Genomic DNA, 15584 nt, shown 5'->3' with positions numbered 1-15584 from the left:
TTATGAGAAATTGGCATACGAGAATAATAAAACTTGACAAAGCCAGGGATGTTATTATTCAAAAAAAAATAGAAAACTTAGAAAGTCCAAATACTAGCGAATCCGCAAATTATGAAATCTATGAACTTGGCGATCCCGATCTTTATGTTGGAGTAATGGAAGGATCTATTGAATATGCGCCCATTGAAAGTTCATCTCCGATTGAAGAAAACAACAACTACACCTGCCCAAATAATCATCTACGTAATGAATTTGGAGACAAGAAAATAATTTTTAGAAAAAGAATTGATTCTTCCTATTATGACGAAAATTTAACAACTGATGAAAATAGCAAAATACCATTAACCCATACAACTAGTGTTGCAGGCGTTATTGCAGGAAATGAAATATATAATGACAATGTATCTGGAATTTGCCCCGATATTAAAATTATTAATGCCTTAGGTAAGTTTGAGAATTCTTTGATTTTATCTGGAATCAATGAATATACAGGACTAAATATTAAATCCTTATATTATCAAAATGAAGTAATAAGAGATGCAAAAGGCAAATTAATTAGTGGCTCAGGTTATTTTGACCTTCTTGAAAAAAAAATACCAAATAGTCCAAGAGATCCAAATAATGCCTACAGTTCTAAAAAAAGTTCTATCATAAGCTGTAGTTTTTCTTGGCCGAGTAATCCTATGAATGGCACAAAAATCACTTATATGTCGCCAGGAATAACAGATTTTTTATTGAAAGAATTATTTGCGTATGGAAGAAACGGAAGAGGTGTGTTAACAGTATTTGCAGCCGGAAATGAAAAAGAAAGCAATCCTGATCGTCCCTTTATGCTAAGCAACAAAACATTAATCGTTGCTGCTTCTAAAGTAACTTTAGATCAAAATAAACTAGATCAATACTTAGCGACAACTAATCCACTTCCATATGATGAAGATCATCCCACTTATTCCAATAGAGGTGATCGAATCGACATTTGCGCCCCAAGTTGTCCTGTAGGAAAATCAGCTAAAGAAGATCTCGAAATTTATTCTTCAACAATGATGAATTCGGGAGAAATAGCACAAGAAGATCAAGCTTTTACAAGTTCTGTACTACAGAAAAAATCATCCACAGAGTTAGTTTTAAAAGATAATTTTAACGGAATTTTTCCTGGCCAGTCAATTGAAATTGGGGATCCAAAAACTTTTTTCCATGAAACCAGATTTATTACTAATGTTTCTACTGTTCAAATACCTTTAGACAGCTCGAATGTCAATCAAAATCTCCGTACTCTGGTAACTTTAGATTCCCCAATCTTATATACGGATGAATTAAAGACTTCGACAACTAATTTTACAATTGTTAATGCTCCTGTGAAAATTTGTGTTTTCAAAAAAGCCGCAACATTTATTCATCAAACTCAATTAAGACTTGATGACATGAAAGGCATTGGAGAATTTCAATCTCCAAAACAAAAGGCTTACATTTATTCTGGTTCAGATATTACTAATGGCATAATTATTAATATCTATAGTGCAGATTATAAAAATAACACAATTTCATTAGTCAATCCAATAACTTTATCATCAACGACGGACTTAACCTTAATCCCAGGCCAAATATTTGCAAAAATCAAGAAAATGGGTCAGCAATTTTATCCCGTTACAGACTCTAGTTTTGGAGGTTTTTTTGGAGGACAACAAGTAAGAATTAATATCGATAGCAATAAGTTCAAAAGGCATTTAGAGTTTGTTGAAGGCACTGGAGCGATGGCACATTTGAAATTCAGTCAATTCAGCGCTGCAGGTCAAACCGAAGATGATCTTACTTTAAATGAATACACAATGAATTCATTAGCTTACGGAAATTTAACCAATTCTTTTGGAGGTACTTCTGCGGCTGCGCCTATAGTTTCAGGTGTATCTGCATTATTACTCTCAGTGAATCCAAATTTAAATGCTGCAGAAATAAAACATATTTTAAAAATTACTGCTGATAAAATTACAGGTCCCTCTAATTACAAAACAATTTCAGACATTAAAAAATATAATTTTAACTACAATGCAAATGATTATTTTGGCACAGGTAGAGTTAATGCGGAAGCGGCGGTTCGATTAGCCTTAGATTGGCATAAATCCCCCCAACCCGCTAATATCTTAAAACCAAAATTGGAAATCGGAGATAAATTAACAAATTTAGGCATTTGGGTAAAATTGTCAACTGATACTACAAGCCAACCAACATTAGCTAAACCTCTTCATCAAATAGACACCTCAAAAGATTATAAAATTTGCGTAAAAGTAAAAAACACAGGCAATTTAGACAGTTTTAAAGAATGTGATTTAAGAATTTTGGTCGCTTTTACGGATGTTCCAGATCCTACTTTTTCTTTTCCAGATAATTGGTATGACCAAAATTCTGTAAAGCTTTTATCAGTCAAAGAAATTCCAGTAATTCCAGCAGGCGGTGAAGCAACAATAGAATTTGAATGGAATAAAATCACCCCTTTTTGGGAAACTTTTAATCCTAAATTAAATGGCTCAAGAAAAAATGCTTACATATTAGCTCACATTGCTCCATTTGATGGATTAGATAATGAAGTAATGACAGATAACATTACAAATAACAAACAATTATCTTGTAAAAAACTTTTAGTAATTCATAATGGGATGACAGATGGTTCGGCGTACATACCAAACAAGTCTCTTAATATTACAGTTGGCTCCGATATCACTGAAAAAAATTTTGATTTAAGCATGGAGAATGTCTTAGCTTCAGATTTAGAAACTTTAAAAATCAAAGCAACTAGAAAAAACAGAACTGATCAGACCACTGAAGAAATAACACTTCAAAAATTGGAAACTAATTGGATTGTTGATAACACTAACTACGACTGGATCACTTTTCAAACGCCAAAAGAAACAGCATCTCTAGATGACGGTTATAAAAATATAATCTTTCCACATAAGTTAACAATAAACGAAGACGAAGACGAAATCAAATTAGAAATCATAAACACAACTGTTTAAGCATGTCAACAATATACGATTTTACATATACATTAAATACAGGAGAAACTCAAAATGAGATTTTTTACAATAGTACAACAACAACTGCTAAAACAGAGTATGGGCCAACTTCCCACTTTTTTGTAGATGAAAACTTGTTGTCAAATATCCTTGCAACAAATTACGCCTCTGATGCATTTGGTCCTTGTGGTACAGAAACAAATAATGTAACTACAAAATTCAGAACGACATCAAAAGTTCGAGCATCAACCATGACACCCGTCAAAGTTTTTGCCATTGCCAATGGACAAGTATTAATACAACCTCAAACAGACGATGACACAAAAGTAAATTTAATTTTAAAACCATCTGATACTTATGCACCACTTAAAATTAAATATTTTATTTACAGAGGAATTAACAAAGCTGATTTAATTGGCAATAATATTCTCAAACCAGTCGTCAATAATGACGAAAAACAACCTATTTTTTTACAAAAATTATGGAATCAATATATTTCATTTAATACATCATTAAAAGATCCAAGCACTGGAGAAAATTTCCCTCCACCTACTGAATTTCCTTGCTCTTTAATTGGTTATGATGAAACACAATCTGGCAACATCTTCATTGAAAATTATTTTACAAAAAAGGAAGCTACTATTTCTTACCAGATTCCATTGTGTAAAGCAGGAGAGCATTTAGGTAATTTTACTGGAGAGATTGGACTAGATATTGTGCTTGATTATGGTGATTATCAATTACAAAATCAAGAAGAACTTTTTAAGTTAGACCTGAAATTTGCTAGAGAGAAAGAACACATCTTTGATATAGCAAATATTCCTTCCCCTATTAACAATACAAAAATTAAGAGATACAAAGAATACATTCACCAATTCATGGATGCAGCTGCATTTTGGGGATCTCATATTGATTGTGGAATTATTAAAACAAGTAGTAACTCGACAGGATTAAAAACAAACAACGAAATTTTTAATAAAATTGTTAGTAAGTACCAAACATTGAATAATATATACGTTTATGTGCAAGGAGAAAATAATAGAAGCTATAATTATTATGATGCTACTAGAATGATATACGGATTATCTCCCTCTGGACAGTTAAATGAAACCAAAGGATGGCCAATAATTATTAATCAATTAACTGCAACTTCTAGTAATCCTCATGATAAAACAATAGCTTTAAATCTAGATTATAACATCCACTTTTGTGATGGAACGTATAATACGGATACTTCTGTTTCTCCTAACAAGCATTTTGCCAATATTGTAATTCCGGAATATGATAGACATGTTTCCATAGATATTATATCACCAAAAAATAAAACTTCAATCTATCCATTTATAGAAAAACCAATCATCAAAGATGGCTTTGTTAATGAGAATATGTTAATTAAAATTCCGGATAATGCATCCATCTCAGGAACCTTGCCAGCTGGTTTACGCCATCAATTAATTCCAGGATATATTGCTGGAATTCCAACCGCAACAGGACAATCAAGCATTAAACTAACATCAGGTTCCACAGTACAAAATATTCATTTTGTTATAAATTCAACTTCAGCACCAATATTTGAATATCTTACTAATAAAACCAAGCAAATTGACATAAAGTTCCCCATAAATGGAGCAAAATCATGCGCTTCATTCCTGATGATATATTGTAATTTAAAACAGGAATTCCCACTAAAGAATTATTACAATGATTTATTTCCTGTAAATCTCAATACTACATTTTCATTACCAACTACAGGAATAGAAAACTTAAACTCATGGGCAACTTATGACAAAAGTAGAATGGTAAATCTGGATGATTCACTTGATGTTGCTGCTTCTATTCAAAATAAGATTGTTTTTGATAATGGAAAGGGAACAGCAATCTCAGGAATAGCTCCACGAAAAAAACGAATATTATATATGGCAATATTAAAGCGTAACAGTAATAATACTGATGAATATAATCATTTAAATATTGATACCATTACCTCTGGCATTGCAACAACAACGACTCAAGAACAATATGCTTTAAATGTTTATAATGATGTAAATTTCTCAGTTTATAAAGGAACATTTGATGATGGTGGAGTAACAGTAAAATCATTGTCACTAATTCATAACGAAAGTTTAAGTAAAAAAAACAGTTACTTTCATTTAGGTATTACCACTGAGGAATATAACAAATTAATATATGGACAAACAACAGTACCATTGGCAGTACCTCCTGCAACTGCTCCTCCTCAATTTTTACCTTCTGATGCAGATAATGTATATTTTCATCTACAAGAGGTCTCATCGCCAAATCTCTCTACTCAAAATGTTCAAAAATTTAAAGTGGGAATTCGTTATGAAGATAATTTAGGATTGATTGTAACTAATTTTCCTTCATCTGCAAATGATGTTTACGTTTATACTATTGATGGAAACTATTTTTTTTCCAATGATTACTCTGAATTTCAAGAATTTTTTGAAGAATATCCACAGGCCAAGGCTGATTTTAGAATTAATCAACCATACGTGGGTGAATTTGGTTTTGACTGGATGAGGCTTGGAGATACTACATTATTAAATGGCAATCCGGTTCCAGGAGATATAAATTACAAGAATCTCTTAGGGAAATTATATAGAGATACAGCACACACAATAATTGAGACTAATACTAATACAGACACAGGTAATTTTAAACCATTACCTAAAATGTTTAATAAATTAGAAAAAGAATATAAATCATTTCCTATTCAGTGGAATACAAATAAAAGTATTGAAAAATATTACGTTCCTTTATTAAACATTTATCCTCCTTATATTTCTAATTCTAGCTCTAGTATTGATTTAGATAGACAACCTATTTTTGGGCCTATATTTGATGACGATATAAATAGAGTTGCAAACTTAAAATTAGTAATAAACGTTTTTTCTGTTGAGCCTACAAAAATAGAACTATTGTATGATAAAACAATTCTTGAAATTAAGTCTGCTACTTCAACGGGAGCTTTTACAATACCCAAAGCCATTGGTAACAATAATTTAGACATTACTGTAAAATGTTTACAAGAATTTGGAGTAGAGCAAGAAGTGAAAGTTATAGCATTTTATGGGAATTCTGGAAAAGGTAGAACAATTGGCATCCTTAGAGTTAAACCTAACCTTAAAACGAATAGATTCTCTAAGAAAGTATTACTAGTAGATGTTGTTACTAATTTAACGGGAACAATTAAACCTTTAACTTTTTCTATAAAGCAACATGCTGAAAATTTAAAAATGTTTTTAAGACAAATATCCATAACTCCGATATTAGACATAGAAAAAATCGATTTAGTTGCAACACCAGATACCTTCTTTAACTCAAATTTTGTCCACACAAATTCAACAGGAAGCGTTATTAAAGGATATGACGAGAGGACTCCAGCACTTGATGTAGTTAATTATTTGTATACTAAATTGACAACCCAAACTATATCTGGTAGCTCCAATTTAATAGGTACAAAATATGACGATTATTTTAAAATATTCTTCTTTCACGATAAGGGGGGCTATTTAGATAGTTCAGGCAATTTCGGTTCATTATCGGGCTATTCATATACAAAAGATAAATTAGTAGATTTTCCCAATATCTACCCTTCTACTTCAACACATGAGTTTTTACACACTGCAAAAGTTCCACATTCATTTACTGCGTATGAAGCTTCACAATTTGCAAAATTCACTTATAAACCTTGGGTTACTGATAATATCATGGACTATTCAGATCTCCATTCGACTAATAACAGTAACTTAGCTGTCGGATTACCAACTATCTCTATTTATGACTGGCAAGGTAATATTGCTCAACAATATAGTGATCCAGAACCATAAAAATGAAATTAATTATGAGAATTATAATTATTCTGTTATTACTTATAACAATTGAGTCTTGTAATAGTCAAAAAACAAAATATAACTATACAACTATTAAAATGAAAATATCACAATTAAATTCAGAACATAAAAAAGTTGATTTAACTTTATACGATCAGTACAAGCTTAAGCTAAAAAAATCTGATGAAAATATTTTAACTACCTCTAACAAATTAAAGAGTAGTTCAAAAAAAAACTTTTATAAATCATATGATTCTTATCATTTAGATGAATATGACAATAATACTAAAATTAAAGAAACAAAAGTAAATTTTGACAATACTGTAGATGTTATTGAGAACATAGATGAGTATTTTGATTACTATGAGAGTTATTATATTAATGGAAATATTAAATCTAAATTGATTTCTTCATGGCTAGGATTTAATGTTGGTAAATCATATAAATATGATGAAAATGGAGATCTTTTAGAAATTAAAGATTGGGATGAAGGCTACCTGTTTACTTTTAAAAATGTTTTAAATTTTCTCAGCAAAATACCACTCGAAATACAAAAACCAACTACAATTCAAATTAGCAAAAACACTATTAAAAACACAAGAACATGGATAATATCATTTCCAGATACTCGTATTAAAAAAAATGTAATCTATGTTTTAAATGGTCTGGACGGATCTATTTTAAATAAATATGAGGAAAATTTGCCCTCATTTAAACGTAGGGATTATTAAAAAAAATATACATTATTAGACTCGTCCATTACAGGTTCTTAATCTAGCATTTTGTTGTTAACTTATTGAAAACAAAATTTTAATTGCTAGAACAATAAATAAACCTGCTACTAAATCATTTTTCCTATATATCTTTTTATTTACCTCTAAGGAAATACACCACAAAATGGAGAACTTTGTTCTATTCGTAACAGAAATTTAATCTGAAGATCATATTAAATCTCAAAGATTAAAACTGTAATATCTAAGTAGTAAAATAAAAATCCATTCACAACCTAGTTTACAATTCCAAAATAATTCTGTGTTTATAGACTGTACAACTTTGTACAGTCTGCAAACACAAGAGTTCAGCATCCTTGCACTTAATTTCTAAAGCAAAAATTCCACCGCATATTTGCCTTGTGAAGTTAAAACAACAACAAAAATCCATCAAAGTATAGATTAAAAAAACTGAAAACTTATACACACTAAGTGTGTTGGGATCAAATAATTATCTGTGCTATTAATGATGCCATTCTATAAATCCAAAGCATCAATAAATTGAAATAAAAAGATGCAAGGATTATAGGCAACTGCCAAAAGCTCCGTCAAGTAAGCTACAAAACGGTAACTCAAAAATACAAATAACAACACAAATAGTATTAAAACTATGTCAACAACGCCAACAGAATATAAATACTACCCATCCCTATCGGACTTAATGAAGCCTGAAGATCTTCCCGATTTCTTAAGTTTTATTAAAGATGGATTACAAAGTGTCTTTGATAAAATGTATTACAAAGACTATCAAACTTCTAAAAGTACTTCAGGAAGTAGCGCTTTTTATAGTTTGGATATTATCAGTCGAAAAAAATTAGCTTTAGAACTACCTGGAACTGGAGTTTTCTTCGTTTTAAATCCTGATTATGAAGACTCAAAAATCTCTTCGTTTCCAGTCACTGTTTTTTGGGAATGGGAAGTAATGCGCTATCTCAAATATTTCAACAATAATAGCTTTTCCTTTTCAGTAGAAGATTTTTATGATCTTGCCCTTACCGTTCTGAACATCTCTGAAGAACAAATTATTCAGTTAGCTATTAACACTTTTGTAGTTCAAAGCAGTCCAGCACTTTCAAAATTTGGACAGCTTGTACAGGATATAAACAGATTATACAATACTGCGATTGCAATTGATGAATCTTCAGAAAATAAATTACAAGAGTTAATTGTACAGATTAATCTTTTAGATAAAAAAGTTGCTCCTGCTATCTTCTCTTTGTATTTACTATCAACAGATTTATCTGAAACTAAAGCTAAAATCAAGACCTTTTTCTCTTCTTTCATCCCTAATGATATTGAAGAATACATTAAAAAAATTATTACTCCAAAGTCAAGAGTAACTCTTGAATTAGCGGCGGCAATTGAATTTCCAAGAAAAATGTTAGTGCCTTGGAAAAATGATGGTAAAGAAAGAGATGAAGATGAAACGCATATCGCCCGATTTCAATTTGCAAAAGCTCTGCTATATGCTGATACAGAGGCTGGAATGGGGTACAATCTGGAACTAGCAGGAACTTTATCTCCTAAATATTGCGAGATTGGGAAAACGGGTATGCTTATTCAAATTGAAAATTTAAAACTCGATTTAAGCAAAAAAACAAATATTCCAGAAGCCACTGCAGATGGCAGACCAAATGACTTTGTGGGAGTTTATGCCCGAGCTGTATCTGTGACTTTACCTTCAAAATGGTTTCATGATTATAAGAAAGAAGGACAAGGAAATACAGCCACAACATTAAGAATTGGAGCATCTGATTTACTAATTGGAACAGGTGGAATTTCTGGAGATATTTACCTCGAGACAGTTCCTGTAAGTACTGGTGTTTTTAGCTATTTCGGTGATAAATTCGATTTTCAATACCCTCTTTCAATGTTGCAAAGGAACGAAGAAACAGACGTTGTTGAAATCACACAAATTGCCGATTACAATGAATTGCTTGATTATTTACAAGAATTTAGTGCTTCGAGCACTTTGCCATATCCTTTCAGTTATCCTTTAACGTTAAGCACTAAATCTACATTAGTATCTTCAGAAGTTCGCCCTTCAACTATTTATACTTTTAAGAGTGCTAAAGAATACCAAGCTTTTTTATCAAAACTTGCACCAGATAATACACTTTGGAAGAAAATTGGTAATCCTAATCGTGGGTTTGAAATTGGTTTCAACAAATTTGACATTTCCTTTAAGCAAAACAAGGTTATTGGATCCAATATCAAAGGACAGTTAATTATCAATAAACTAAAAAATGAAGATGGAGATCCTTTCCATGCAACGCTTGAAGGCCATTTATACGACGACGGAGACTTTAATCTTACCGCTTCTTTTGATAAAGAAAATGAACCAAAAGCCAATTTATTTGGTCAAGTAGATTTCGATTTTCACAGCTTTGAGCTTGGAAAACAAGATGACGATTATTATGTAGGAACTTCTTGTTATGTGTCTTTCCCTAAAGATACATTAATGAACAAATTGGCAAAAGGACAAGGTTTTGATGTTGAAAAACTTCGCATTTATAGCGATGGAAATATTGAAGTCGAAGGAGGTTCTATTCCAATTCCGATTAATTTATCTGTGAACCTTGGACCAGTTCAGATGGCGGTGAGTAATATCAACTTTGGTTCAACGCAACTTAATGGACGTAAATATAATTTCTGGGGATTTGATGGTGCCATCAGTGTCAATCCGCTTGGATTAGATGCTCGTGGAGAAGGTATTAAATACTATTATTCTACAGATAATGTAGATGGCGACCCAAAAAAAAGACCAGACTCTTTCATTAGAATCCAAACTATCGAAGTCGATTTGATGATTCCTGGAACAGCTTCAGAAGAATCTGCGATGGCTATTATTCATGGTATGATTTCGTTACCTCAGCCTGGAGAATCACAAGAATTCATGGGTGAAGTTTCATTAAAGTTACCCAAAGCAAAAATTACAGGAAGCGTAGGAATGCGTTTTGCGCCTAAATACCCTGCTTTCTTAGTTGACGCAGGTATTGAATTGCCTACAGGTATTCCGTTAGGATTTCTTTCAATCACAGGTTTCAGAGGTTTATTAGGATTTAGATATGTGGCTACCAAAAAAGCGGCTGGATTAACAACCGAAAATTCTTGGTACGAATTCTATAAGCATCCAAAAGCCGGAATCAATATTAGAAAATTCAGTGGGCCGCCAGATTCTATGCAATACAAATCACCTTTTTCTATTGGAGCTGGTGCAACATTTGAATCAACAGGCGGAACTATTTTAAACATGCGAGCCATGTTATTGCTTTCTCTGCCTACTCTATTTTATATTGAAGCAGGATTGAATGTTCTTGGCGATAGATTAGGGCCAATTGAGAAAGATCAAAGCACTCCTCCATTCTTTGCAATGGTTGCCTTCGGAGATAATTCGCTGGAACTTGCTGCTGGAGCAGATTTCCAAATGCCAAAAGATGGTGGACAAATCATTCAGCTACATGCTTTATTAGAAGCTGGATTTTTCTTTAAAAACCAAAAGCCTTGGTACATCAATCTTGGTTCTAAAAAAGATCCGATTACGGCTAGAATCTTGACTTTATTTACAGCTAAAGCATTTCTTATGCTTTCGGCACAAGGAATTGAAGCTGGAGCAAGATTAGACTTTAAACTGGAGAAAAGCTTCGGACCTGCAAAGGTCAAATTATGGGCTTATTTGGAAATGGGCGGAAAAATCTCATTCAAACGTCCTCAAATGGGTGGTTATATTGCCGCTGGTGGAGGAATTCAGATTAAAATCTGGATCATTAATGTTGAAATTGTTTTAGACACCATTTTCTCTGTAGAATCGTTTAAACCGTTCTTAATTTATGCAAAATTAGAATTAAGTGTACGTGTTAAGCTTGGCTTCGTTAGAGTGCGTAAAAATTTCAAAATAGAACTGCAATGGGATATCAATAGAATTGTAGATAGAACACCATACAGTCCACTTCCTAAAGGCACATATGGAGACGCTAATGACAATAGAACTGCCGATTCTGTCAAAGGAGTACATATGCTTACAAATGAAGCTTTCTTGCTTGATTATTTTAATCAGATGCCTAGTCCTAGTGCCATCTCTAAAGTAATTCCGTTAGATACTTACATTGATATTAAAATGACCAAGGGAGTATTGCCTAACACTAGTCTTTCCAAAATAATTGGTGGATACACCGCTGATGCGAAAAATTACACTGATTTAATGCCTCCTGAAGCAACATCAAAAGCAGGAAGAAAGCTTCGTCAGGTAAAGCACCAATATTCAATTGAATCGATTGAATTACTTTCTGCAAATGGAAATTCTTGGGAGGCTTATCATCCTTTTAAAGCGGTTGTGGATTCAACATCCAGAGATCTTGTAAAAGATTTGCCTTGGGCACAATGGCAAAAAGTAATCGATCAGTATGATAGTATTCGTGTTCTAGCAACTAATCCATTTTCATACTTAAGTGCAGGAGAACCTGGCTGGCATGTTCCCGAACAATTCGGAATTACACCTTCTAAGTTATTCTGTGTCTCTAATAGCATTGAAGCAGAATATGTCAACTTTAAAAATAAAAAAATAGGAAAACGTTATTATGTACCTACTCAATATGAAGCAGATAGAATCAATGGTCTGTTCTTTAAACTCGTTGGTGAAACTCCTGAAATTGTGGATGGCAAGCTTTCTGAGGGAGATTTTATGAGCATTTCTGCAGAAAGTAATCCTTTTGGTTTTAGAAGATCGCTTTCATTCAAAAATTATGATAAACTGGAAATTATTTTCCCCGAGTCTGCCATTGAACCAACTTTAAAACTTACCACTCAGGCAAAAACAGTTAATATTCGTGCTTATACTTCAGTTTTTGAAGAAGGGGATAAGTTGTCTAAATATAAAGAAGTTAAAATATGTAAGGCTAAAAATTCGCCAGCTTTATATGAGATCGCTTATACTAAAGCTGAACTGAGATCGCTAATAACTTTATTTGATGAAAACGGTGATGTTTTATTGAAAAATAAAATTGATAGAATTGTCATCAGCCCTGTGGCTGCAAATGCTGACGCTATTTTAGATGTTAGAAATAAAATTGCTGCGTTGTTTAATGATACCTACGCCTCAGCTGATGGAGAATTTATTGTATCAGAACCAAGCGATATAACCGAATACAATCGTTTAATGACCTTATTGGCTGAATTAAAAGCTGAAGCAGGTAACGATAATCCAACTGGAACTTCTGAACCGTTGACATTTACTCGTTTTTATGGATATAACGGAAGAGCTCTTTTTGCCTTTGATAAAGTTTTCAAATACAATGACACTTATTTGATTTCATTTCATCCAACGCCTAAAACTACTGTTATCGCACAAATTGATGCTAAAGGAAATCTGTTGAGAGAGCGTTTATTGAATGGCTTGGTAACGTCGATGCAAGTTGTAAATAATAATTTATTAATTACTCAAGCTTTAGATGCAACTCAGTGCAAAGGAATTGGAGAAGCTATTGTTAATGACACTTTTATAGTAGGCTGCGTAGCTCCTGCCGCTACAACTGCCATTGTCGAACTTGATTCTGAATTAAACAGAAACTCCGGAATGCAGTATATGAATACATATTCTGAAGGTTTCAACAAACTTATTTCATTGCCAAATAATGAGTTGCTTTGGATTAATACTTTAGAAGACGGAACTCAAATTAACTGGGTTAACGGCACAGATCGTTCTCTTTTACGTCGTGTAAAAGTAGATGAAGTGGCCATCAAAGTTCTTCAGCACAATAGTACTGATTTCAGTTTGATTACTAAAAACAAAAAAGTCATTCGTTTCAGCATCAATGCAAGTACTAAGACAATTCTAGCTGGTGATTCAAAATTAGTTGCAGAATCCTCAATCTCTGAAATTACAGATGCAGTAATTGCTAATGATAAAGTTTTGCTTACGGTTAAATTGACAAACGGAAAATTCGGATTAGCTCAAATTAGCGGAACTGCTATTACAGTTGTCAAAAACGATACAATTTTTGATTCTGCAATTTATTTGTCAAACAAGACTTTGGCCGACAATTCTGTTATTGCTTATAATGAAAAATACTTATTTGTGTTTAATACTTCATTAAACCTTGCAAGATTAATTGAAAGAGGAAACCCAGCTGATAAAGCATCTATTATTAACATTCAAAATGAGCCTTCGACGAATGAAATTCTAATGCTTTCTTCGAAACAAAATGAAAAGGGAATCTATTTCTCTTTATTTAATGATCAATTTGATAACTGTTCTTTATATCCAAAAGAAACTGTCTCGGTTGTTTCGTCTGCATCTGCTTTAACAGATTCGACTGCGACTCATACAGAATTAGGCAGCACCGTTAAATTGGAATATACAAGAGGTACAAAATCTTCAAATTTATTGACAATCAACGCTCTTATTTGTTCTTCTGGAGGAGATTCTGATGATGATAATGAAGTAAACTACTCTACTTCTGTTCAAGAAATTGGATGGTTAACCAGGGAAAGTGCGGTGCACAATCTAACTATTCCAGGTTCTGATGCTGTAATCGCAGATAATAAAGCAATGGAAGCAGCGATTCAAAATACAGTTCAACCTATTTGGAGGCCAAATTCAACTTATTGCTTAAAATTTACTCTTGCTGATAGAGTGGATGATAAAGACACTACTAAATTTGATTACTATTATGGTTTCAAAACATTAGGTCCTGTAGGACACTACCCTGTTCCAGATCCTGTGGTTCCCCCTGGACAAGATGCTCCTGCTAAAAATGAATTGACTGATTTATCTAAATCACCATTAACGTCATTAAGACAGTATTTAGATTACAACCGTTCTTATCCAAATGCGGATGGAAGTTTATTATTATCTAAACCTTCATTCTACGGAAATGAGCAATGTAAGATAACAATGTTCTTCAAGAATCCTTATGTGTATCATATGCTTAAAGAATGGAATGCTTATGACAGCAGGGCAAAAATTGATGGCGCTTTAAATCTTATCATTAAAGATCCTTTGAATGATATTCTTATTGAATATCCATTACCAGTACAAACAGTGGAAAATCCTACAATGTATCCGCGTGCAGAAAAAGACAATACAAAATGGGTTAATGATAACGATCCTAGAATTCCTTTGAATATCCAGATGCTACAAAATATGATTAAAGGAAGTACTGGCAAAATAAAATGTGACATTAAAATTGGAGATGCTTTAAAACCGAAATCGTATGGATATGAGGTCAAATTAACCGATTTAAAACCTTCGAAATTGTATACAGTATTAGCTAAAAACTATTTCAATAAAAATCAAAACAATCAAATCGAAGATTCAGAAAATGTATTGGTGCATCAATTTGGTTTCCAAACCTCTAGATACAGAGATTTTGCAGAGCAAGTAAACAGTTATGAGCTTGACCAAGCCGAATCAAGGAAAGCTTTATTTGATGTTCCACTACGCTTAAGCGAAGATCAGATTACATCTTTAAACAATGTTGTTTTGGGACTTGATGATACTTTAAGCAATTCATTAGCATTAAAATATCAGCATTTATTTGATCGTGCTTTTGAAGGAATTTTAAAAATGTCTCCTCTAGATCCTGCTCAATCTACAGAAGTTAACCGAATTATCAATACCAATACTGGTGAAGTGGTAGCGCTTTTAGTTCGTAATCCGGAGCCATTCAATATTCCTAAAATTCCATTAGAAGAAATTCAAAATACAATTTCAGTAGTTGACGATGCCGGTGTAGCCAAAGCAAACTATAAAGCACTGCATTCTAAAGATTATGCTCAGGTATTAATTATGAATGACAGCAAAAAAATTACTGATTCAAGTTTAAATATCAAGTTCGAATACAGAATGTGGAATAATAACGGGTCTGTTGCCCAGTATTCAACGCCATTAACAGTTCGTGCTGCTGAGCCGGTAACTTTAACTATTGAAAATATAAATCTTTAAAAAACAA

4 protein-coding genes are annotated in these 15584 nt (G+C 32.6%); all 4 read left to right on the top strand.

Annotated features, from left to right (window positions below):
• Positions 1 to 2 precede the first annotated feature (2 nt).
• The 4 genes from ACFO3N_RS09440 (at position 3) to ACFO3N_RS09425 (ending at position 15577) form a co-directional block, all read left to right on the top strand.
• Positions 3 to 3011, top strand: a complete 3009-nt coding sequence (locus tag ACFO3N_RS09440) for a S8 family serine peptidase (protein WP_379797172.1) — start codon at positions 3 to 5, stop codon at positions 3009 to 3011.
• A 2-nt stretch (positions 3012 to 3013) separates the two neighbouring features.
• On the top strand, positions 3014 to 6862 hold the full coding sequence (locus ACFO3N_RS09435; protein ID WP_379797170.1) for a hypothetical protein: 3849 nt from the start codon (positions 3014 to 3016) through the stop codon (positions 6860 to 6862).
• A 101-nt stretch (positions 6863 to 6963) separates the two neighbouring features.
• Positions 6964 to 7596 carry a hypothetical protein gene (locus ACFO3N_RS09430; protein ID WP_379797168.1) on the top strand — a complete coding sequence of 211 codons (633 nt, stop codon included), beginning with the start codon at positions 6964 to 6966 and terminating at the stop codon, positions 7594 to 7596.
• A gap of 649 nt (positions 7597 to 8245) precedes the next feature.
• A complete protein-coding gene (locus tag ACFO3N_RS09425; protein WP_379797166.1) occupies positions 8246 to 15577 on the top strand; it encodes a hypothetical protein in 7332 nt (2443 codons plus the stop codon).
• Positions 15578 to 15584: the final 7 nt, after the last annotated feature.

This window comes from Flavobacterium chungangensis (assembly GCF_042654045.1).
Taxonomy (GTDB): Bacteria; Bacteroidota; Bacteroidia; order Flavobacteriales; family Flavobacteriaceae; genus Flavobacterium; species Flavobacterium chungangensis.
The sequence above is the reverse complement of the archived record's forward strand: the minus strand, read 5'-3'. Positions and strand labels throughout refer to the sequence as shown.

Bases quoted from the DNA above. Each gene is read 5' to 3' on its own strand.
- ACFO3N_RS09435 (WP_379797170.1), top strand. From the start codon at position 3,014: ATGTCAACAATATACGATTTTACATATACATTAAATACAGGAGAAACT.
- ACFO3N_RS09430 (WP_379797168.1), top strand. From the start codon at position 6,964: ATGAAAATATCACAATTAAATTCAGAACATAAAAAAGTTGATTTAACT.
- ACFO3N_RS09425 (WP_379797166.1), top strand. From the start codon at position 8,246: ATGTCAACAACGCCAACAGAATATAAATACTACCCATCCCTATCGGAC.
- ACFO3N_RS09440 (WP_379797172.1), top strand. From the start codon at position 3: ATGAGAAATTGGCATACGAGAATAATAAAACTTGACAAAGCCAGGGAT.